The following is a 22,328-nucleotide window of genomic DNA, read 5'->3' as shown; positions in this document are numbered from 1 at the left end:
AAATGAGTGATTAGCCCGTCCACTACGACGGGTTTTTCTTTTTCTTCCGATTCCGGAAAAAAGCAATAATTAATAACATGGAAGGAATGATAATTTGAAAGGGCCAATGTAAATAAGTAGGTACTACAACCAGCCCTTCCTTTATATGTTCCGAATAATTAGATGCAATCGTAACTGATGCAAATAAGACGATAATTCCGAGTGGGAACCCGAGCTTTCGTTGGTTTTTTAATTGAAAGATATCAGCGGCACCAGCAACTGCAGCATAATAGTAGATGGCAATCTTAAAAAAACCTCCAATGATTAGATAGAGCATAAACAAGACATCGAGACGTTCGATAAAATCGGCAATTTGAATTTTCCCTACTGTCGTTAATAGTGGGAAAGTGGAAAGACTAAAGAGATTTACCCCTAATACTGAAATATTTACTATTACTGTAATGGTAATATTTATTCCGCTTAATATCATTCCACTTAAACAGACTATTTTAACCTTCTTTTTATCATTTACAAACGGGAGCAGCATTGTAAAGACGACCATTTCTCCAAAAGGAAAGTTTATGGTTTGGGTTAAAAATGTCTTTATTACCGGTTTCAACCCATTCTCTAAAATCGGTTTTAAATTTCCAAAATGAATTAACCCAGAAAAGATAATTAACAGCATTCCTAATATCGCAGTCAGGTAAACAACCCCAAAATAAATTTCTCCAACTCGGGCTATGACCTCAAACCCCTTATGGATTCCATAGATAATAGTAATGATCATCAAGGTATTGATCACAAACAATGGTGTACTATTATAAATAGTGGTTGTTAATAACTCTCCAAAATCTCGCAATACCCTTGCTGCAAGATAAATAAAATAAACTATATATAAGAACCCAATAAACCGTCCAAGCCATTTTCCAGTTATTTCTTGAACATAACTAGTTAAAGGAAGGTCAGGATAGTACATATATAATTTGTAATAAATAAAAAAGATCATGATACCGCCAGTTAGACCGAGCAAAATGGCTATCCAAGCATCCTGTTTCACATCTGACGCGATCCCAACAAGAATCGCACTACCCATTTCAAACAAAACGACCAGAACGAACAATTGGATTGTACTTATTTTTGCCTTTTCCATATACGATTGATCCCCCCCTTAAAAAGGGTTATTTATTTAAGCCGGGCTTGTTTGTTTCTTCCTGTTACGAATAAAAGCAATGATTAGTAAGATTGAGGGGATGATAATTTGAAAAGGCCAAAGCAAATAAATTGGTACAAAAATCAGCCCTTCCTTTATAAATTCTGCAAAATTTGATGCAATCGTTATTGATGAAAATAAAACGAGCATTCCAATTGGAAACCCAAGCTTGCGTTGATCTTTAAATTGAAAGATATCGGCAGCTCCGGCCACTGCAGCATAATAATAAATGGCAATTTTAAAGAAACCACCAATGATTAAATAGAGCATAAATAATACATCTAAACGCTCGATAAAATCGGCAATTTGGATTCTTCCTACTGTGTTTAATAAGGGGAAAGAGGACCGACGAAAGAGATCCACTCCCAAAACAGAAATATTTACTACCACTGTAATGGCAATATTTATTCCCGCTAATATCATCCCACCCACACAGACTATTTTGGCCTTTTTTTTATCATTTAAGAACGGGAGCAGCATCGTAAAAACAACCATTTCTCCAAAAGGAAAGTTGAGGGTTTGAGTTAAAGAGGTTTTAATAACAGGTTTCAATCCATTCTCTAAGATCGGGGTTAGATTACTCAAATGAATTAAACCCGAAAAGGTAATTAGCAGCATGCCTAATATCGCTGTCAGGTAAACAACTCCAAAGTAAATTTCTCCAACTCGGGCTATTACTTCAAACCCTTTATGGAGCCCATAGATAATAGTAAGGATCATCAAAGTATTGATCACAAATAGTGGAGTGCTATTATAAATAGTTGTTGTTAATAACTCTCCAAAATCTCGTAATACCCTTGATGCAAGATAAATAAAATTGACAATATATAAGAACCCAATCAACCGTCCAAGCCATTTTCCTAAAATTTTTTGAAGATAACTAGTTAAGGGCAGGTCAGGATAGTACATATATAATCGGTAATAAATAAAAAAAACAAGAATTCCGCCTGCTAAACCGAGCAATATCGCTATCCAGGCGTCCTGTTTCACTTCTGAACCAAGACCAAGAAGAATGGCACTACCCATTTCAAACAAAACAATCAGCACGAACAATTGGAATCCACTTATTTTTGCCTTTTCCATGTACGATCGTCCCCCCTCCTTACTTCGCGTTATTTATTAATGTCTGACCAAAATGGATTTGTCCGTACTCCTTCGCGACGTACGTAAGAATCTACCTTAACATTCACTTCCAGGTTTGCAAAATAATCGTTCCAATTCCCCTTTAGCTTCTTCCATAATTTAGGGTTAGATTTATGTACACTATCACCAAACCCGAAGATATCACACTTTAGTTTCTGGGCTTCCTTTACTGAAGACTGTATTTCCTTTTTAATTTCTTTTTCAACTAACTTTTCAATTTTCCCAATAATTGTTGGATCCATCAAGTCAATTGCGGTATTCGCTTCACTAATCCAGCCTTCATTCTCAATTTTAATATTTATTACAGGTTTTCCATTTTTAAAGATAGTTGAAACTTTGGTTTTTGACCTAATAGGCACCATACTAATGGCATTTTTCATACCATTCCACTTTAGAGTTATATCGGTACTCTTCGCTTTATCTAGGACCCAGATCACTCCACGAGCCTTGTTACTTTCAATCCAACCAGTCAATTCACCGTCTTTAATAACCGCTAAGCCATCAGCTGAGAGGTAAGCATCGGTTGTTGTTTTTTGCAAATTAGTTGCTTTATTGGCTTCTTCTTTCTTACCAATTAGTCGATAACCGTTTAGAATAGGTTCTTTTCCACTGCTGACAATTCCATCAATGAGATCATCTATACTTATACTTATATTTTCCCCTTTCATAGCTTCAGTTGATTTGATCTCCTTTGTAATCTTAGTAACAGGCAGTTTATCGAGAATAGTCAGAGTTGTGACTATTTCCTCTGCCGTAGAATCTCTTGCTATAATTAGCTCTGTAGTTGTTCTAAATTCTGGATCCCTTGCAAAGGCATCTAACATTTTAAGCATTAGAGTTCTATCACGTGCCACTTCCTCACTAACAACAACTACATTGGTGTGCGCATAATATAAACGACGCGAAACCTTTTTCGTTGCATTTCTAGATGCTTCAGTAATGGTTCTACCAGTGCTTTTATAAACGGCTATCGGCAGCCCCTGGCCTCCTCCACCTTGCGCAGCTGAAACATTCGCTGGATTAACAAGCTGGAACGAAATATGGTATAGATCGTCCTCTCCCCTATCAATACCAAGTGCCAACACAAAGGCCAAATCAGTTAACTCTTTCTGATTCCAGCAAGCACTCAGTATCGGCAGAAACATGATTAAGATTAAAATAATAATGAACCATTTTTTCATCATTCTTCACCATTTTTAGGTTGATTTTCTGTTGGTTTAGGTGGACCAGGCTTTTGATGCTTCCCTGTCCTCTTCATATTGCCCTTGCTAATAAACATTGGTCTATTTTTCATAGCCCAGACTGGAAAGCGAACAAATGCGTCTTGTTGATTATGGATGTTGAAAGGTGCTAGCGGCATCATGTATGGAATTCCGAACGAGCGAAGCGAACATAAATGAAGTGACATGAACATCAGCCCTAACATGATTCCATAAAAGCCCAATATCGTAGCTAATCCCATCAGGACAAAGCGGACTAATCTTGCCGCAATCGCCATAGCAAATACGGGTGTGGAAAAATTTGCGATTGCAGTAATTGAAACGACAATAACCATTACAGGAGAGACGAAACCAGCCTGTACGGCTGCCTGACCAATTACGAGGGCTCCGACAATAGATACGGCCTGACCAACAGCCCTTGGAAGCCTAAGCCCCGCCTCCCTTAAAATTTCAAATGTAACCTCCATGATTAATGCCTCAACAAAAGCAGGAAAGGGAACATTTTCCCGTTGAGCGGCAATAGCAATCGCCATCGTCGTCGGGATCATCTCTTGATGGAAGGTGGTCGCAGCAATATAAACTGAAGGTCCAATAACTGCGATAAGGAATGCTAAAATTCTTAACAATCGAATTCCTGTTGATATGTCAAATCGTGAATAGTAATCATCCGGTGCCTGGAAAAATTGAATAAAAATTGCTGGAACTGTAACTACAAACGGAGTGCCATCTACAATAATAGCAATTCTCCCCTCCAGTAAATGTGATGTTACGACATCCGGTCTTTCTGAATGGTAAGTGGTTGGAAATGTTGTCCAAGTTTGGTCTTCAATCAATTGCTCTATATATCCAGAACCAAGCACCGAATCGATATCGATTCGTTTAAGCCTTTCTTTGACTTCTTCAACAATTTTTTCATTAGCAATTCCTGTTATATACATTATGGCGATATCAGATTGGGAAACAGCACCTATCTTCATGGAATCCACTCTTAAATTAGGGCTTTTAATCCGGCGGCGAATTAATGCCGTATTCGTTCGAAGAGTTTCTGTAAAAGAATCCTTTGGACCACGAATCGATAGTTGTGTGGATGGCTCAGTAATCGAACGCTTTTCCCATCCTTTGGTTTCACCGCTGATTGCCTTATTGCATCCCTGTAAAAAAATAACTGTATCTCCTGAAAACAATTCATCAAATACTTGATTCCAATTATAAATGGTCTTGACACTTCCTAGTGCCATTGTTTTATCAAGCATGAATTGAAATATATCGACTGGTTCATCGGGGACCTTTGCTTCCATTAGTGTTTCTAATATATAGTCAGCAATTGAGATCATATTGGCCAATCCGTCAACATAAACGAGGGCACCTTTATATGCACCAATCTTAAACTCACGGACGATAATATCGGAACTATTGCCAACTTCCTCTAAGATATGAGATATATTCTCTTGATAATCTCTTAAAATAGGCGTGTCTTCTGGTTTTTGCGGATCTTGTTTTTGCCTATAATTATCGTCCTGTCTCTTTTTTTGTTTATTTTTGAGCATTTTAGACAAAATCGACACAATATCCGCCTCCTGAAAAATTATTTGAACTCTTTTCTCCCAATACTGGATATATTGCCCAAGGTATATCACTTTATCCCATTGAAAGTGGTTTTTTATACAACCATAATTAAAATATACGGGTTAGAATAAGGAACAGCTTAGAAAAGAACAATAAAAACAAGATATTCCTAAGGGTGTGGTGAGGTTGAAAATATTGTTTGTAACGACCCTGCTGGCATTTGGCAGCTTAATACTAATTATTTCGTTGGATCTTTTGATGGGCGCAAGTATTTCAGGAATTATTTGGAAGGCAATTAACCCTTTTAGGGTAATGGAGGCAGCCGAATATATCATTGTTTTATTATTTATATTGTTTTTCGTCATTGATTCCTTCGGTGCTTATTTAAATAAGAAAAAAGGGAATTCATCTAACTAAAACGTAAAAATAATACGGTTTTCATTTTTCATGAAAATATAAAAAAAGATAAGAGCTTACCTTATAATGGCAAGCCCTTATCTGAATTAGTATTCGATCTTTCTTTTTCTCTTTTATGGAACAACCGTATATATATAGCACCTACAGCAGACAGACTCCCCCACCATCTCCTCTTTCTTTCATAATTTGCACCATACACATAACGGTTCCAAAAATAGTAGATGAATTCCTCTACAATCAGCAATAGGACGAAACATAAAGCAGAAATAGTAATCCAAAACCACATTTTAAGGACCCCTTTCCCCATGGATCATTAATTCTATTCCAAAAACAACAAAAAAGTACTACTCAGGGTCAAACCTAAATTTCCACTTACCATATCTCTCATCCTTATTTTAACAAACATTTAGCAAATTGTAGACATTATGGTAATAAATGTAGAATTTAGGTCAACAGTCCTAGAATTGAAGATATGAAAAAATGCCTCTGGTTTTCATCATCAGAGGCATTTTTTTATCTTTCTGGGTATGCAGATAGCCAGTTTTCATTAGATTATTTTGGGTCCTTGTATTTTAATGCCCGTTCACTGTCCCCATAGCCCTTGGTGGTTGGATCCTGTACGATTCCTAACATAGACAGCACTACAAATACAGCATTTAAAAAGGTTAACACAGAATTTTGAATAGCATCAGTGAGTTGAAAATCAATGATCCCAAAGGAATTTAAACATGCAAACACCATTTGAGCAACAATCATAATTTGAGATACAAACGCGATAACCCAGTTCCGATTTCTTAATCGGACTTTCCAGTTAATCATCTTCCCCAGCCCTTTCCTTTATGTCAAACAATCTTTCTATTAACATATGCTTGGACTAGGAATTGGTTGTCCGCGAATGGTGCGGAATTTCATTGGATAACCTCGTAACTAAACTTCTCTCCGCATTGCTTTTAATACATCAACTTTTGTTGCCCGCTGTGCTGGTCGAAATCCTGAGATAATCGTAACACCATAACAAATTACAATACAAATGATTGGTAAAATAAGCGGAATGTCGCTAAATATCAAGTCTAAGTCCGATTCTTGACCAAATGCCTGTTTGATAATTAATGGAATCGCAAAATTCACCGCATAGCTAATCCCATAGGAAACGACTGTACCAATGAGTGCACCAATCAACCCAATATAACTGCTTTCAAGCAGAAAGATTCGTTTAATTGTTTTTGGACTCGCCCCGATTGCTTTCATAATTCCAATGTCAGGAGCCCGCTCGGTCACCGCCATCGTCATCGTATTATAAATTCCGATAGAAGCGATTAAAATGGCGATCGTTCCAATAAATATGAGTCCTGCTTTTGCAATCATAAATACCATATTTACCTCTTTTAATTCATTTACCACTGAATACGATGCATAATTCTTGTCTTTTAATTGATCAGAGATACTTTGGACGGCTTCCATGTTTTTAGCATAGATTTTAACTTCATCATACGAGTTTTTATTGACATTCAGGTCGACAGGTACTTCACCATTGGCATCGAGCTGGTACCCTTTTGGTGTTCCGGTAAACGTCTCAATTTCCGTTAGCATATCATCCGAAATAAACACACTTCGATCTTCGGCCCATTCTTTCGTTGGCTTTTTAGAGATGCCAACAACCTTCAATGGAATCGTTTTTTCTACTTGTTTGCCCTCTTTAAACTTCCTGACCGTTAACTTAATTTCCTTGCCAAGTAATTCGCCTTTATAGAGATACTCCTCTTTAACCTGACCCTTTTCATCGTACAAATCATCGCCAGCATCCTTTTCTGCGAGATTAGTTAGGAAATCGTACCCTACTGCCACTTCATCTTTTCCCTTTGGCAGCCTGCCCTCAGATAATTCAAAACCGGATTTTATTTCTGCTGGAAAATTCGCCACAAAAGTTTGCGTTGCTTCTTGATAATTCCCAATCGAATAGGTGCTTTCCTGTTGCAACATTTTCCTTCTTGTGACAGCTTTGACATCTTTAACTTTTTCAAAAACTTGAATATCTTTATCATTTAAAGGACGAAAAACCCCTTGATTTTTTGTTTCTTTGCCATGGACATCAATTTGAGTAATGACCCTGCGTTCAGTAATTTCCTTTACCACTGATTTCTGTAAGCCAAACCCGACAGAGGCGAGAACAATTAGGAAGGCACAACCCATTGCTGTCGCAAGAATCGTCATAAATACTCTCGTTCTATTTTTCTTCATATTCTGGCGGACGAAGCGGAATTGATCTTTTAACTTCATAACAGCACCCCCTCGACAATGCGGCCATCTTTTAACTCAATCTTTCGGCTGCCGATATCGGCCACCTTGTCATCATGGGTGATTATCAAAAAGGTGATTCCTAAATCCGTATTTAATTCCTTAATGAATTTCAATAACTCTTCCTCTGTTTCACTATCAAGGCTGCCGGTCGGTTCATCGGCAAGAATAATCGGGGGATTCACAATTAAGGCACGGGCGATACTTACCCGCTGCTGCTGCCCGCCTGATAATTCTCCTGGATAATGATCCTGGTACTCTAGCAGACCAACTTTTTTAAGCATTTCTTCCGTTTGGATTTTTCGTTCCTTTTCGTTAATACCTTTTAATATAAGCGGCAGCTCCACGTTTTGAAAGGCAGTCATTGCTCGGAATCAATTGAAAGCTTTGAAAAATAAATCCTAGATTATTAATTCGAAAATCTGCAAATTTCGTTTCAGTCAAATTTGATACCTTTTCCCCGCTGATCCAAATTTCACCCTCTTTCGGATGAATGAAACCACTCACTAGATTAAGAAGAGTCGATTTCCCAGAACCACTCCTGCCAACAATCGTAACAATTTCACCTTTTTCGACCGTCAAAGAAATATCTCTTAGTACCGGAATAATTGTTTGTCTTCCTTTTTTTCCAATCACAAAATCATGGCTTAAATTTTTTATCGTAATCATTATTTCCTCCTGTTTCCCATTCATTACACCTAATAGACGAAGTTTTTTTTAATGAACCCTACATAAATTTAAAATATTTTTTTATCTACTTGTTAGACGTAACTAAGTTTTATTTGTTCCATGGGGGAATAATAATAGCCAAATGGCTTTTACTAGTCTTTTAATTCGATAAAATTTATAATAAAAGAATTAAAAATTACTCTTTTAAAGTAAGGAGATCACATGGAGAAATTGCATCCATTTCGGGAAAAAATCGTTCGTTTCTGGAAAAAGAAACATTTAACACAAATATTCTTATTAATGACCTTAGTGGTTGTTTTAGCGACCATCCTCTATTTCGGCTGGCTCGCGATGAGAGCAAATGTTCAATCATTAAAGCAGGGTCTCAGTCAACCGACAGTTATTTATGATAAAAATGGAAAAGTGGCTAGTAATGTCGCTACCAATCGGACGAAGGGCGTAAAGATCGAGGACTTGCCAAAGTATGTCCCCAATGCGGTCGTTGCCATCGAGGACGAACGCTTCTATCAGCATGGCGGTTTTGATATCAAAGGGATTGCCCGTGCCTTTTTCAGTAATTTGTTTGCGGGAAGAATTACAGGCGGTGGCAGTACCTTAACCCAGCAGCTAACGAAGAATGCGCTTCTCTCACCAGAACGGACCTATAAGCGAAAAGCTGAGGAATTATTTTTAGCGGTAAAAATCGAAAAGGTTTATACCAAAAACGAGATTCTGCAAATGTATATCAATCAGGTTTACTTCGGGAGCGGTGCCTGGGGTATTAGCAATGCATCAAAAAAGTATTTTAATAAAAATATCGAGGATGTAACGGTCAGTGAGGCAGCGATGCTAGCCGGACTACTGCATTCACCGAATTATCTTGACCCTTATAAAAACTATGATTTAGCGATGAAAAGACGAAATACAGTGTTAGCAAAAATGAAAGAACTAGGGATGATAAATAATTCACAGTATACGAAGGCTAAGAAAGAAAAGATTCGCCTTCACGACGGGGGGGGGAGCTTTGTTGAACGAAAATACCCTTATTATGTGGATGCTGTTTTAAATGAAGCTATCAATAAATATGGCATAACACAGGAGGAAATTTTAACAAGAGGCTATCGAATTTACACTTCTTTGGATCAAGATCTTCAGTCTGGCCTTGAAAAGGTCTATAGTAAAAACTACTTGTTCCCAAGGAGCCAAGGGGGGAAATTAGTTCAAAGTGGTTCCGTACTAATGGACCCAGCATCAGGGGGAGTCTTAGCCCTTGTTGGCGGCCGCGGCGAGCATGTATTCCGAGGCTTTAACCGAGCAACACAATTACGGGCACAGCCAGGGTCAACGATCAAACCATTGGCAGTATATACACCTGCTCTTGAAGAAGGATACAACTATTCATCCAAGCTTGTCGATGAACCAACCACCTTCGGAAATTACAAACCAGAGAATTTTTCAAAAACATATTCTGGAAAGGTTGAAATGTATAAGGCACTTGAGAAATCGCTGAATATCCCGGCTGTGTGGCTGTTAAATAAGATTGGCCTAGATAGAGGGATCGATTCATTAAAAAGGTTTGGCATCCCTGTTACAAAAGAAGATAAAAACCTAGCAATCGCACTTGGCGGGATGAGTCAAGGGGTCTCCCCCCTTCAAATGGCAAACGCTTTTTCAGCTTTCCCAAATGGCGGGAAGCGTGAAGATAGCCACTTAATTACTAAAATAGTTGGGCCGACTGGAAATGTTTTAGCAGAGAGGGAAGCGAAAACCACAAAAGTGACGTCAGAAGAGGTCACGGATGAAATGACTTCGATGCTCTTAAATGTAGTAGAAACCGGGACGGGTAGACGCGCCCGTATTCCTGGAGTGCAACTTGCAGGAAAAACAGGATCGACCCAGTTACCATTTAAGGATGTCAGTGGAACGAAGGATCAATGGATGGTTGGATATACTCCAAATCTTGTCGGGGCAATCTGGTTAGGATTTGACCAAACCGACCGAGAGCATTACCTGCCAAGTGCGAGTTCGGCCAATGTGGTGCCAATTTTTAAAGATATGATGAAGGAGTCTATTCAGCATCTTCCGAAAGAAGAATTCGAAGTTTCTTCAATTAATGCACAGCTAGCCGGGGAAGCTCCCCCAAATCTAAGAATCAATGAACAGGCGAAGAAGATAAGCAAAGAATTAAATGAAAATGCTCAAAAACTAGGTGAAACCATAAAAGAACAAGCCCCTGGATGGAAAAAGGGCTTGGATAAGGCTTTATATAAGCTCGGCGAGGCCGTAAATTCATTAGTAGAAAAGGTTAAGAATAGAGGTGAATAGCACGCAATCGATGCGTGCTATTTTTTTATTTCCAATAGGTTGAAAAATCTTCCTGCTGTTTTTATAACTGTTTCTTCCTGTCCTGGATCATACACAGCCAGAAAGCAGGTAGCTGGTCCAGCCGATTTTAAAATATCCACGTTTGTGATGACCATTTCCTTTGACACTTCTTTATTAGGGAACATCTGATTGATCTCATATAAAATCCCTCTGGAACCAACAGGCCAGACCATGACATCTTGAATCTTGCTGATCATTTGAAAAACGGACAGAGGGGCAACTTGATCCTTTTGTTCGATCACTTCGTTTCCAACAAGAGGCCTGCCTACCACTGCAAATTTCAATTGGTTAGAGTAAGCTAGCTCTGTCGTTCGAGCAATGGACTTTTTCCCAAGAACGACTAAACCAAGAGCAGATTGCATGAGTGAAAAGTTACTTTCTGTACTACCAGTTATCCGTACATCCGATAAATTTAGTTCATGCAGCCCTTTTTGTATTCCTGAAACTAACTCGGCCCAGGGTTCATTTCCGCAGAAGTTGTGGAGCACCACTGAAATGGGCTCCCCCCCTGCTGCTATACATTCCATAACGGCAACTCTAAACGAAAAATAAGCTACCGTTTCGTATGGGACATGAACTAGATCTTGTTCCTTCTTCCCGATGGCTCCGCTATTGTCGCATGCAATAATGAGCGAGTCCATATTGTTAAAAGGAATGGTTATAATATCTCTCATAATTTTTCTTCACGCTTCGCTAAGTCAAAAGTGACCAATGAAGAAAGCCTTGGAATTGCAACCAGTGCGATTACTGTATTGATGACCGAGCCGATTAGCAGTGAAGGGACAATTCCTATATAAAAACCGACATTCATTAAAAAAATAAATGGTAAGGGAGCAACAAATGCATTCCCAATAATGAAGAGCGCACTTGCTAAAACCTTATTGTTTTTATAAAGACGTCCAAACATCCAAACGAGCAATGCCATTTCGACAGCAATTAAAAAGTGCATTGGCCCCAATGGGAAACCACCTATTAGAGCGGATAGCAGATGACCAAATGCAGCCACAACAGCTCCAGCCCTCGCTCCAAACAGGACTGCTGCCAATAGCGCAGGAAAAACATCCAATGCGACACTGCCGACAATGGCTGGAATTTTAATCATTGCTCCGACAACTGACAATGCTGTTAACATGGCCAGCCCGCTCACCACTTTTCCCTTCATACTACTTTTCCTCCTTACGCTTCCCATCCCTGAATACTTTTGCACTGCGCACATACTCAACGTCGCTGACATTTAATCGGAAGTTTATAACTCTAGCCAATGCAAAGAAATAATCTGATAAGCGGTTTAGATACATTAAGGCTAATTCAGGTGTTTTCGAATCAGCCTTGACTAGCTTAACAACTAATCTTTCCGCTCTTCTTGTCACCGTTCTAGCAATATGAATCGATGCCGCGGGCTTAGATCCTCCTGGTAAAATAAACCTTTCTAATTCTGGTGCCTCTTTAATATATTCATCTATTTTCTTTTCAAGGTAATCAATCGATTCTTGCTGCAGCTTTATTACTCGCTTCTCAGTCACATTAGCAAGGTCTCCTCCACAATCAAATAATTCATGTTGAATTTTCTCCAGATCATCAAGCACGTCCTTGAATAATTTGGGGTCAAGCTCTTGAATCGCCTGACCGACAAAACAATTCACTTCATCTACCGTTCCATACGCTTCCACACGGGTATCATCCTTGTCTACCCTGCCACCAATTATACTTGTTTTTCCTTTGTCACCTGTTCTTGTGTAAATTCTCATTGAAACTTCTCCCCTTTACTTAATCGTTTGATTTAATCCATACCAAATGACGTCAACCTTAGCTGATTTTACGGCGATATCTTGATAGGCCCATCCTGTTACATCCCGCCACAGTCTATTTTCTACTTCCAATGGCACAATTCCTTTTGTAATATCAGTCCCAATCACAATTAATTGGCGATGTAGAGCTTCCTGCTCCCAAGAAAGCCAATTCTCGAGACATTTATTCCAAATCTCTCGACACTTGTCGCCATCATATGTCACAGTTAAATCTTTCAACCATATTTCTACACCCTCAAGGATCATCACATCCTTGCCAAAATCAATTAAATTTAACGGGAGAGAATGGTTATCATAAGCTGAGACCCAATGTTTATTCTCGTAAACAGTGTAGGTATTCTTTACCCAAGCCCGTTTGCCGTTAAAGGCACCTCCAATAATAAAGTGCACCGCATCCCCCTCCTTAAAGATTCTTTTTCAAATATGAGTTCAAACCCCTGATCATGATTAACCTGCCACTCCCAAAATTCTTTTTGGTGTGGGGCAAATTTTGATAAAAGATATCTGATGACTCCCCCATGAGTAATTACTGCTGCGTTCTGCAAACTAGAATCGAGAATCTCTCCAATCAACCTAGCCCAGCCAGCATCAACTCTCTTGGTGAACTTATCAAATGATTCACCGTCGGGCGGACAATGCGTAACAGGATCTGCCAGCCATTGACGATAGAGTCTATTTTCTTTCAAGTCTTCGTACGTATTCCCTTCCCATTGACCGAAATTTATTTCTCGTAATTCTTTTAATAGGGATAGATTAGAGTTTGGAAATAATATTTCCGCTGTATCAGTACATCTTTGCAAATCACTTGAAAAATAGCGCTGATAGCTTTTTGTTACCGATATAGGTTTTGATTTCGGACATAACGGCGAATCGTTCCACCCTAGATAGGCTTTTCGTCTATTTTCTTCTGTTATACCATGACGAAATAATGCAATAACCACACGGTCATCCACAGGATTAACTCAGTCCCTTCAACAGTCGCACCTAATACATCCCCCGTAATTCCACCGAACCATTTCACAGCTTTCCGACGAAAAAGGAATAAACAGCAGGCTGCAGCGAAAATCAATAAACCTATTATGAAGAATTCTTTTATGAATAAACTAACCAGAATTAGAACACCAACTAAATAAATGGGATACAGCCATAATGCCTGCGGTTTCGCCGCACTTTGGAATAACGTGCCCAGCCCTTCATTCTTTGCTGACTTTACCGTTAACAACAGAACACCCATGACAGTTTTACTTAAAAAAGGGATGACAGCAATCATGATAAATAGTATATTTTCGACCTTTGCTGTACTCTCATACATAAATAGAAACCGACAGCTTAATAAAACAAGAATGGAGAGAACGCCAAATGCACCCGTTCTTGGATCCTTCATAATTTCTAGCCTTTTCCCTTGATCTTGATAGGAAAAATAAGCATCACTTGCATCCATCCAGCCATCCAGATGAATTCCTCCGGTCAGGAGAATCGTTGCCAGCCAAAGCAAGAATGCACAGGCAAGATGGGAAAAAGGAGTATATTCAAGACACAGATAAAATACCGCTGAATAAATGATCCCTTGTATTAATCCAACGAGTGGGAAGGCTTGGACTGCCTTTTTAAGATGGTCTTTATCCATTGGTAACTCGAGTGTGATAGGGATTGCTGTAAAGAATTGAATATTAATCAAGAAACCTTTCAAGAACGTCATGTTTTTGAACCCCATTGATTGATAATCTTTTTAATCAGATCCCATTTTAGATGACTTTTCATTTCGTCTGCGATAGAATCAAATCGTTTGTCTTTATAGTCGCTAATTGAACGGATTTCTTCTGCAGGGAGTCCTTTCCTTGTCCGAATCATGTTTAACCAGTGATTTCTCCACTCATCATTATGAAATAGATGGTGAAGGTACGTTCCAATGATTTGACCATCATTTGCGAAATACCCTTCTTCTTCCCCGTTTGCTAATGTTATAAACGGACAGACCTCTTTAGAAAATATCGTCTTTCCTAAATGGATTTCATATCCTACGATTGGCTGGTGAATGGGTAATTCTATCCTCTTGTGATACTGGGCAGTGACTCGATTTGTTTCTTTTTCTTTATAAAAAGTGGTAGCAGCAGGAATCACTCCTAACCCTTCCACCTTGTAGTTCCGTATCCCAGTGTCGGAACCAACTTCATCGATCAAATATCTGCCAAGGATTTGATACCCTCCACAAATCCCAACAACATAACCGCCATTTTCTACGTGGTTTTGGACTAAGATATCTAACTGTTTATCTTTTAAATTTTTTAAGTCGCTAATCGTACTTTTTGTACCCGGAAGGATAACGGCATCTGGCTGTCCAAACTCACTCGCATGATTCACCAAACGGATCGAAACATCTTTTTCAAATAAAAATGGTTCCAGATCACTGTAATTTGAAATAAACGGCAGGTTGATGACGGCAATATCAATTGTCCCTTCATTCCGATTAGAAAATTGGCTGCGAATCGATAATGAGTCCTCACCATCAATCATATGATTTTCCACAAACGGCAATACACCTAATACAGGTACACCCGTTTTCTCTTCCAGCCACTGAACTCCGTCCTCAAATAGGGTAATATCACCGCGGAATTTATTGATAATCACACCGACAACTCGTTGCCTTTCGTAAGGCTCCAATAGTTCAAGTGTGCCAACAATACTAGCAAATACTCCGCCGCGGTCAATATCGGCTACCAGCACAACTGGTACCTCCGCCAATTCGGCTACCTTCATATTGACCAACTCGCGGTCCTTTAAATTGATTTCAACCGGGCTGCCTGCTCCCTCAATCACCACTACATCATATTCATCGGCAAGCTGATGTAGAGAATTCTTAATTACCTCTACCCCTTTTTCATAAAAATGATCCCGATATCCTCGTCCCGAAAGGGTTTCGATCGCTTTTCCTAGATAAACAATTTCTGCATGCTGATCTGACCGTGGCTTTAATAGAATAGGGTTCATCCAAACGGTTGGCTCCACTCTAGCAGCTTCCGCCTGAATCCCTTGTGCTCTGCCAATTTCTTTACCGTCTTGTGTCACGTACGAGTTATTAGACATGTTTTGAGATTTAAATGGGGCGACCTTTACTCCCTCATTGGCAAGTATTCGGCACATCGCCGTTACGATTAGACTTTTTCCTACATCTGAAGCCGTACCCTGAATCATGATTCCTTTCATTGCGTTACTCCCTTCATTACGATAGGAATCCCTGCCTCCACTAAAAACACTAACTTCGCTTCCTTGACTAAATATTGATGGATTTGGCCCAGTAAGCGGCCATAAGTAAAAACCATTTCATTGCCAAGTAACGGCTCGTTTAAGACTTCATTACTGACAACAATTATTGTCCGAGCACGATTTTTTATCGAAGTAATCCCTGTAATCACATTTTCTTTAACCGTTTCTAAAAAATGTTCATCCCACGCTTGCTCAGAAGAAAACAATTCATTATTTAATAGAGTTGTGACACAATCCAACAAAATAACATCCTCGCCATTAAAGTCATCAGCTATTTTCCCGATTTGAACTGACTGTTCATATGTTTTCCACCGGTAAGTCGCTGAATCTCGATCAAGTTGGTGCTTTTCAATTCGTTCCTTCATTTCTTGGTCAGAAGGAACTCCGGTTGCCAGATAGGTAAGATGGCAGCCTGTCCTACGAGCGATCTCTACTGCTTTCCTCTCAGCAAAGCTGCTCTTCCCACTTCTTACTCCGCCTGTTATGAAGATTAATGATGATGACGCCATTTCGCCAACACTTCCATTAGTTGATTATTTTCTTGATTACTTTTTATGGCAAACCGAAGCCATCTTCCCTCTAAACCAGGAAAGTTAAAGGTATGCCTTGGTATGATGCCTTGATTTAGGAGGAACTCAAACAACGCAAACTGATCTTTCAAATGCGGATCCTTCAATAAATAGAAATTCACGTTGGAAGACGAAACCACAAATTCTTCCTGTGTAAAAAAGGCAAACAGCCTTTTCCGCTCATGACTAATATATGCCTGTGTCTCTTTAATAAAAAATTTATTTTGCAGACAAAGTTCCCCTGCTGATAACGCAATGGTATTGGTACTCCAATGTGATTGTAACTGGCTAAGACCCGAAACAATCGCTGGCTGAGCGATTAAATATCCCAAGCGTATTCCTGGAATTGCAAACATCTTTGTCAGCGAGCGAATAATAATTAAATTTGAAAACTTGTTTATGTATGGCACAACTGATTCATATTCTATTAAAAAATCAAAAAATGCTTCATCCAAAACGACCAAGCAATCTCGCTTTTCACATTCCTCTATGATCGAAATAACCGTAGAGGCCGGATAGTAAATACCTGTTGGGTTATTTGGATTACACAAAAACAAAGCATCTGCATCCATCAAATTCGAGTGTAAATTGACCGAATTCAATTCAAAGTTGGGCTCCACTAGTTGATGGTAGACAATTTCACATTTGTTTGCCCGACATGCTTGTTCATATTCCGAAAATGTTGGTTCCACGATGACTACTTTTTTGCCGGCAAGCATACGGGCAAGCAGCGTAATAAGCTCTGCTCCTCCATTTCCAATTAGGATTGTATCGATCGGGGTCTGCTCCGATTTTGCAACCCTTTCTTTCAGCTGTGTTGCATAAGGATCTGGATAAACATTAATTTCTTTAAAAAAATCCAGCCATTTTTCTTTCAAAGCTGATGGCGGGCCAATTGGGTTGATATTTGCGCTAAAATCAATAAACTGTAACGGGAGTGCAAGGCCCATTGCCTCATATAAATATTGAGGATTCGAGCCATGTGACGGCCAATTCAAGGACCATTCCCCCTATCCATAAAAATAATAAAAATAAAAAGACCGTTTTGCTAAGAATTTGATTGGCCTTGATGATATGTTCCGCTTGGATGGACTGAATGGGTTCACCCATTTTTGCCCGGTTCGATATCAATCCTTTATAATAATTGATTCCGCCAAGCTGTATCCCTAAAATAGCTGCGACAGCCGCTTCACCCCAGCCGCTGTTTGGGCTCGGATGCTTTTTCGCATCACGGAATAAAATCGTCCAAGCTTTTCTATAAGGCATCCTTAAGGGACGTTTTCCTATCAGCATGATGATCCCTGTTACTCGACTCGGAATCCAGTTCATCACATCATCCCATTTTGCAGACGCCCAGCCAAACTCTTTATATCTATCGTTCAAGTGGCCTACCATCGAATCACATGTATTGGCTGCGCGATAAACCATCGCCAGCGGGGCTCCACCTATTAGTGCCCAAAATAAGGGGGCCGTCACCCCATCACTAGTATTTTCGGCCACGGTCTCAATCGTACCGCGAGCGATTTCACTCTCATCCAAGGAATCTGTATCACGGCCAACAATATAGGATAGTTTTTTCCTTGCTTCAGGAAGGTCCCCTTCAATTAATGGACGATAGACTTCTAGAGAAGCCACCTTTAAGCTTTTTTGAGCAATGGTTGTAGAAATAATTATACCTTCTACTAAAATTCCAACAACAGGATGAATCCAATATCCTATTAAAACTAATATCAAAACGACGAAAAAAACTAAGAGTAAGATAAAAAGGAGCATGGCCAGCCCTTTCCACCGCTTAGAATTGCCATTATTCCAACGTTTTTCAAGAAATGTTATCATCTTTCCAATCCATCTTACAGGGTGGGGCCAATCGGGTGGATCCCCAATAAACAGGTCAATAATATAGGCAACTGTGATTGAGATTAAATGATGGACGATCATTTGCATTTCCTCTTGCTGGATTTTTGAATCGCTTCGATCGTGCACTGATAAACTGCCTTGCTAATAAGCTTGCCTAACGGGGTAATCGTACCCGCAAATTCTAATACTTCACCCGTTTGAGTAGCAGCAATTAAGATACTATCTGTCGATGTACCGGTGGCGATCGTTCCGGTGACTTCATCGATTACCTTTAGATCATTCAATGCCTTAACCTTCGCTTCAGTTGCGGTCATGATACTTTGAATAAAAGCTTCCTCTGTCAGCTCGCCGCTCACAAAAATCCAGGTATTGATTGTTCCTGGTGTCATTTCAAATGTATGCTGTTCACTTTTCGAAGCATCAATCGCATTTCCTACTCCAGCTGTCACAACAGCAAATATCGAGAAGCTATTATGTTCAAACCGCTTGTATACTACATCTTCGAGGACAACTGCGGTCATCATGCCAACAGTTTCCGATGGTTCAAACCCGTTTGATTTTAAAAATGAACTCATTTCTCTACGATGATCACTACAGTTGTAATCCTTGTTAACATGGCGGTTCACAAATGTTAGGTGCCATCCGGTTCCCGAACCAATCACCCCAGATGACATCGTCCTTAATGGCATGGGTGATGTTAATTCGATATATTCTTCTGAAATATGCAGCATCGACTCATCTAGGTCAAAATCGACAACTTTCTTATTCACTTTTGGAAGTAAAACCATCTGTGGTGCAGCGATTTTGGGATGTGGATGTTTTTGAATGTCTGTATGATACACATCCCTTATTCGATCTTCTCGAAGCACCTCATTAGGAATATGATCGATATTTATCCTGCCATTTTCGAGTAGCAGTAAGCGATCACAATAAAGCCCAGCAAGGTTTAAATCGTGAAAAATAGAGATGACTGTTAATCCACTTTCTGACGTCCATTGTTTTAAGAAATCTAATAATTCCTTTTGGTACGACAAATCCAAATGGTTAGTGGGTTCATCTAACAAAAGTATTTCAGGCTCTTGGGCCAAAGCTTGGGCAAGAAATACTCGTTGTTTTTCACCGCCTGATAATTCTTGAATATTTTTATTTTGGAATCTGGAAACACCAATTTGCTTCATTACTCGCTGGACAACCTCTTCATCGGCATTACTCCAGGTTTGAAATAACCCCTTTTGATGTGCATAACGGCCAAGCGAGACAGTTTCTTTTACGGTGTATGAGAATGATTGTGTTGAATGTTGTGAAAGAACGGCAATCATTTGGGCCAGTTGTTTTGTTTTGTATTCCTGCAGCCGTTTCCGATTGATAAAAATCTCACCTTTTTGGATGGGCAAAATTCCACTAAGCATTTTCAAAAGGGTTGTCTTTCCACTTCCATTCGGCCCCAATATCCCGAATAATTCTCCCTTTTCCACATCAAAAGAAATGTCTTTCAGAACCGCTTCACTCGAGTATCCACCGGAAATCTGTTGAACACTAAGCATCCTTTAACCACTTCTTTCCGTCCTTTTTCTTTGGAGCAGGATTATTGCAAATACCGGTGCACCAATTAAAGCTGTGATTACACCAATGGGTAATTCTGTAGGAGATATGATTGTTCTTGAAATTAGGTCAGCTAAAATTAAAAAACCGCTTCCTATTATGATCGATAACTGAAGGAGATGCCGGTGATCGGGACCCCATAATAATCTTGATAAATGAGGAATCACTAGCCCGACAAAACCAATGGTGCCTGACACCGCAACCGCCGCTCCTGTTAAAATAGAGCCAGCTGTTAAAATAATTAGCTTTCTTTTTTGAACATTGACCCCTAAATGCTGTGCCCGCTCTTCCCCAAACGACATGGCGTTAAGTTCCTTTGCATTAAAAATCAGCAGGCCTGAGCCAATGATAAAAAATGGCAAAATGATCTTTATGTACTCCCAGCCTCTCATCGATACACTTCCTAATAGCCAGCCAATAATTTGCCTCAACTCATCTCCAGTCAGCGCAATCATCAGCGAAATAATTGCCCCTAAGAAGGAGCTAAAAATTATCCCTGTTAAAATAATCGTTTCCACTCTCATGGAACGCTCTATTTTACTGGCGAAAGTAAGGACTAAAAAGATGGTTAAAAAGGAAAATAAAATACTTAGCAATGGTAATGTGAAGGAACCTATAAAAGGAATCGATAGATGGAAAAACAGTGTCAACACCGCTCCAACTGACGCCCCGGAGGATACACCCAATGTATAAGGATCTGCTAACGGATTTCTTAGCAGACCTTGGAAGGCTGCCCCTGCAATAGCAAGAGAAGCCCCGACAAGACCAGATAAAATCACTCTAGGTAAGCGAATGTTAAGGACAATACTTGAATACATAGGGTCAATTGTCTCCAATGAAATAACCCCAAAAACTTTCGCACTGAAAATCTTAATAATTGTTAAGATTGGAACCGAAACTGTTCCAATTGAAATCCCTAATAAAAAAGCTAGAACAAGGAACATTCCAGCTATTATATAGGCTAAATACTTATTATTTAAAAATCTCAGGATAGACAGCCTTTGCAAGATCTTCTACTCCTTCAACGATCCGAGGGCCTGAGCGAGTCACGCGATCAGAATCCACATCGACTACATGCTTATTTTTTACAGCGTTGACCGTTTCCCAGCCCTTTCTAGTTAAAACTTGTTCCGCCGGATTTTTGACATAGTATCCATAGGTAGTCAGGATTACATCTGGATTGCGTTTAATCATCGCCTCTTGATCAATTTTAATCCAGCCTTCTTGATCATTTGCGATGTTTTCCGCATTAATTATACTTAGCATTTGATCCATAAAGGTATTCTTGCCAGGTGTATAAATTTCTGGAGCGGGCGAAACTTCAACTAATACCTTTTTCTTTTCTTTTATTTCCCCAGCCTTTGCTTTAATTTCGGCCAATTTATCCTTCATCCCTTTAATCATCTCATCGGCTTTCGCTGTTTCACCGGTAGCTTTCCCAATCATATCAATGGAATCATAAACTTGGTCAAAATTTTGCGCATCATTAACAACCAAAACGGTAATTCCAGCATCTTTAAGCTGCTGAAGCCCTGCTTCAGAATTATGAGCTGAAGATGCATGTGCTAACACTAAATCCGGTTTTAAGGAAATGATTTTTTCTAAGTTTATTTCCTGTCCGCCGATTTTTTCTTTTTTCGTCGCTGCTTCCGGATAATTATCGAAATCAGACACGCCCACCACTTCTTTGTCCAGTCCTAATGCAAATGCAATTTCTGTATTACTTGGAATTAGTGAAACGATCTTTTCAGGTTTCTTTTCGATAATAACTTTAGTTTTGGTAGCATCTGTAAGTGTAACTGGATAGGTTATTTCCGCTGTTTTCTTCTCAACGCTGGATTTATTCTCTTCCTTCACTTGGTCTTTCTTTTCAACACAACCTGCTAAAACTCCTACTGTTAATAATACTACTAACAGCAATGAATACAACTTCTTCATTTTTCTCCCTACTTTCAGTTAATAAATATTATGTAACAAAAAATAAATCTTCTTGTGCAAAAACAAAATGGCTTGGATAAAAACAAAAAACATCTCCACTATGTAATGGAGATGTTGGTATGATTAGATTCAGGTTACTAGCAATAAGTAAAGGGAGTCTAGCCTTCAACACCGTCCCATCCTCGTAGGTTTATTGGCGCACAAGAATTAGGCAGGTTTCCTGGCTCATGATCATCGCTTCCTATGCCTTCCCATCTTAGTCGACAGTGGCACCATATAGGTTGCTCTCATTTACAGTGGCGGGACCGCGTTGGCTTATACCAAGCTTCTCTTTTAAGCCGAAAATCTTACAATAAGATTTTAGCACCTAATAATAAAAAATATTTTTTGTTAAATTCATTATAGA

General features: G+C 39.3%; 22 protein-coding genes, 1 pseudogene and 1 riboswitch. Of the genes and pseudogenes, 2 read left to right on the top strand and 21 right to left on the bottom strand.

Annotated elements, in window-relative coordinates; translation table 11 throughout:
- Positions 1–22: 22 nt before the first annotated feature.
- The 4 genes from J7E66_RS16570 to J7E66_RS16555 are packed head-to-tail and all read right to left on the bottom strand — an operon-like array spanning position 23 to position 5,099.
- Positions 23–1,129: a GerAB/ArcD/ProY family transporter gene (locus J7E66_RS16570; RefSeq protein ID WP_215001835.1), complete on the bottom strand. Its 1,107-nt coding sequence runs from the start codon at positions 1,127–1,129 to the stop codon at positions 23–25.
- A 36-nt stretch (positions 1,130–1,165) separates the two neighbouring features.
- Positions 1,166–2,272, bottom strand: coding sequence for a GerAB/ArcD/ProY family transporter (locus J7E66_RS16565; RefSeq protein ID WP_215001833.1), 1,107 nt, complete (start codon positions 2,270–2,272; stop codon positions 1,166–1,168).
- Between the two features lie 29 nt (positions 2,273–2,301).
- On the bottom strand, positions 2,302–3,513 hold the full coding sequence (locus tag J7E66_RS16560; protein ID WP_215001831.1) for a Ger(x)C family spore germination protein: 1,212 nt from the start codon (positions 3,511–3,513) through the stop codon (positions 2,302–2,304).
- A complete protein-coding gene (locus tag J7E66_RS16555; RefSeq protein WP_215002069.1) occupies positions 3,513–5,099 on the bottom strand; it encodes a spore germination protein in 1,587 nt (528 codons plus the stop codon). The genes J7E66_RS16560 and J7E66_RS16555 overlap by 1 nt, the downstream gene beginning before the upstream one ends.
- Before the next feature lie 205 nt (positions 5,100–5,304).
- Between J7E66_RS16555 and J7E66_RS16550 the strand changes: the two genes are divergently transcribed.
- On the top strand, positions 5,305–5,535 hold the full coding sequence (locus tag J7E66_RS16550) for a YczF family membrane protein (RefSeq protein ID WP_215001829.1): 231 nt from the start codon (positions 5,305–5,307) through the stop codon (positions 5,533–5,535).
- A 61-nt stretch (positions 5,536–5,596) separates the two neighbouring features.
- Here J7E66_RS16550 and J7E66_RS16545 read toward each other — a convergent pair whose 3' ends face one another.
- The 4 genes and pseudogenes from J7E66_RS16545 to J7E66_RS16530 all read right to left on the bottom strand — a co-directional run bounded on the left by J7E66_RS16545 (position 5,597) and on the right by J7E66_RS16530 (position 8,499).
- Positions 5,597–5,821 carry a hypothetical protein gene (locus J7E66_RS16545; protein ID WP_215001827.1) on the bottom strand — a complete coding sequence of 75 codons (225 nt, stop codon included), beginning with the start codon at positions 5,819–5,821 and terminating at the stop codon, positions 5,597–5,599.
- A gap of 266 nt (positions 5,822–6,087) precedes the next feature.
- Positions 6,088–6,354, bottom strand: coding sequence for a phage holin (locus J7E66_RS16540; protein WP_215001825.1), 267 nt, complete (start codon positions 6,352–6,354; stop codon positions 6,088–6,090).
- A gap of 108 nt (positions 6,355–6,462) precedes the next feature.
- On the bottom strand, positions 6,463–7,812 hold the full coding sequence (locus J7E66_RS16535; RefSeq protein ID WP_215001823.1) for an ABC transporter permease: 1,350 nt from the start codon (positions 7,810–7,812) through the stop codon (positions 6,463–6,465).
- Positions 7,809–8,499 (bottom strand): annotated as a pseudogene (locus J7E66_RS16530) (ABC transporter ATP-binding protein). The gene J7E66_RS16535 and the pseudogene J7E66_RS16530 overlap by 4 nt, the downstream one beginning before the upstream one ends.
- Before the next feature lie 222 nt (positions 8,500–8,721).
- Between J7E66_RS16530 and J7E66_RS16525 the strand changes: the two are divergent.
- Complete coding sequence (locus J7E66_RS16525) at positions 8,722–10,824, top strand: transglycosylase domain-containing protein (protein ID WP_215001821.1); 2,103 nt, start codon at positions 8,722–8,724, stop codon at positions 10,822–10,824.
- Positions 10,825–10,841: 17 nt separating this feature from the next.
- On the opposite strand, the gene J7E66_RS16520 is transcribed toward J7E66_RS16525, so the two are convergent.
- From J7E66_RS16520 to J7E66_RS16460, 13 genes are read right to left on the bottom strand one after another with little or no spacing between them, the layout of a single operon-like run.
- Positions 10,842–11,558: an ATP-binding protein gene (locus J7E66_RS16520; RefSeq protein ID WP_215001819.1), complete on the bottom strand. Its 717-nt coding sequence runs from the start codon at positions 11,556–11,558 to the stop codon at positions 10,842–10,844.
- Positions 11,555–12,046, bottom strand: coding sequence for an ECF transporter S component (locus tag J7E66_RS16515; protein ID WP_215001817.1), 492 nt, complete (start codon positions 12,044–12,046; stop codon positions 11,555–11,557). The genes J7E66_RS16520 and J7E66_RS16515 overlap by 4 nt, the downstream gene beginning before the upstream one ends.
- Position 12,047: 1 nt before the next feature.
- Positions 12,048–12,632 (bottom strand): cob(I)yrinic acid a,c-diamide adenosyltransferase, encoded by a 585-nt coding sequence (locus J7E66_RS16510; RefSeq protein ID WP_215001815.1) that lies wholly within the window; start codon positions 12,630–12,632, stop codon positions 12,048–12,050.
- A 15-nt stretch (positions 12,633–12,647) separates the two neighbouring features.
- A complete protein-coding gene (locus J7E66_RS16505; protein WP_215001813.1) occupies positions 12,648–13,082 on the bottom strand; it encodes a bifunctional adenosylcobinamide kinase/adenosylcobinamide-phosphate guanylyltransferase in 435 nt (144 codons plus the stop codon).
- Positions 13,034–13,633: a histidine phosphatase family protein gene (locus J7E66_RS16500; protein ID WP_308162522.1), complete on the bottom strand. Its 600-nt coding sequence runs from the start codon at positions 13,631–13,633 to the stop codon at positions 13,034–13,036. The genes J7E66_RS16505 and J7E66_RS16500 overlap by 49 nt, the downstream gene beginning before the upstream one ends.
- Complete coding sequence (gene cobS / locus J7E66_RS16495) at positions 13,603–14,391, bottom strand: adenosylcobinamide-GDP ribazoletransferase (protein ID WP_215001809.1); 789 nt, start codon at positions 14,389–14,391, stop codon at positions 13,603–13,605. Before cobS ends, J7E66_RS16500 begins: the two co-directional genes overlap by 31 nt.
- On the bottom strand, positions 14,388–15,896 hold the full coding sequence (locus J7E66_RS16490) for a cobyric acid synthase (protein WP_215001807.1): 1,509 nt from the start codon (positions 15,894–15,896) through the stop codon (positions 14,388–14,390). The genes cobS and J7E66_RS16490 overlap by 4 nt, the downstream gene beginning before the upstream one ends.
- The gene (locus tag J7E66_RS16485) at positions 15,893–16,465 is read right to left on the bottom strand and encodes a bifunctional adenosylcobinamide kinase/adenosylcobinamide-phosphate guanylyltransferase (RefSeq protein WP_215001805.1); all 573 of its coding nucleotides are present in this window, start codon (positions 16,463–16,465) and stop codon (positions 15,893–15,895) included. Before J7E66_RS16485 ends, J7E66_RS16490 begins: the two co-directional genes overlap by 4 nt.
- Positions 16,447–17,523, bottom strand: coding sequence for a threonine-phosphate decarboxylase CobD (cobD, locus tag J7E66_RS16480; RefSeq protein ID WP_215001803.1), 1,077 nt, complete (start codon positions 17,521–17,523; stop codon positions 16,447–16,449). The genes J7E66_RS16485 and cobD overlap by 19 nt, the downstream gene beginning before the upstream one ends.
- Complete coding sequence (cbiB, locus tag J7E66_RS16475; RefSeq protein WP_215001801.1) at positions 17,480–18,463, bottom strand: adenosylcobinamide-phosphate synthase CbiB; 984 nt, start codon at positions 18,461–18,463, stop codon at positions 17,480–17,482. The genes cobD and cbiB overlap by 44 nt, the downstream gene beginning before the upstream one ends.
- The gene (locus J7E66_RS16470; protein ID WP_215001799.1) at positions 18,460–19,926 is read right to left on the bottom strand and encodes a heme ABC transporter ATP-binding protein; all 1,467 of its coding nucleotides are present in this window, start codon (positions 19,924–19,926) and stop codon (positions 18,460–18,462) included. The genes cbiB and J7E66_RS16470 overlap by 4 nt, the downstream gene beginning before the upstream one ends.
- Positions 19,927–19,929: 3 nt before the next feature.
- A complete protein-coding gene (locus tag J7E66_RS16465) occupies positions 19,930–20,991 on the bottom strand; it encodes a FecCD family ABC transporter permease (RefSeq protein WP_215001797.1) in 1,062 nt (353 codons plus the stop codon).
- Positions 20,957–21,922: an ABC transporter substrate-binding protein gene (locus J7E66_RS16460; protein ID WP_215001795.1), complete on the bottom strand. Its 966-nt coding sequence runs from the start codon at positions 21,920–21,922 to the stop codon at positions 20,957–20,959. The genes J7E66_RS16465 and J7E66_RS16460 overlap by 35 nt, the downstream gene beginning before the upstream one ends.
- 193 nt (positions 21,923–22,115) lie before the next feature.
- Positions 22,116–22,308, bottom strand: a riboswitch (cobalamin riboswitch).
- Positions 22,309–22,328: the final 20 nt, after the last annotated feature.

This window comes from Bacillus sp. ISL-7, assembly GCF_018613065.1.
This window is presented reverse-complemented; position numbering and strand designations above follow the sequence as displayed.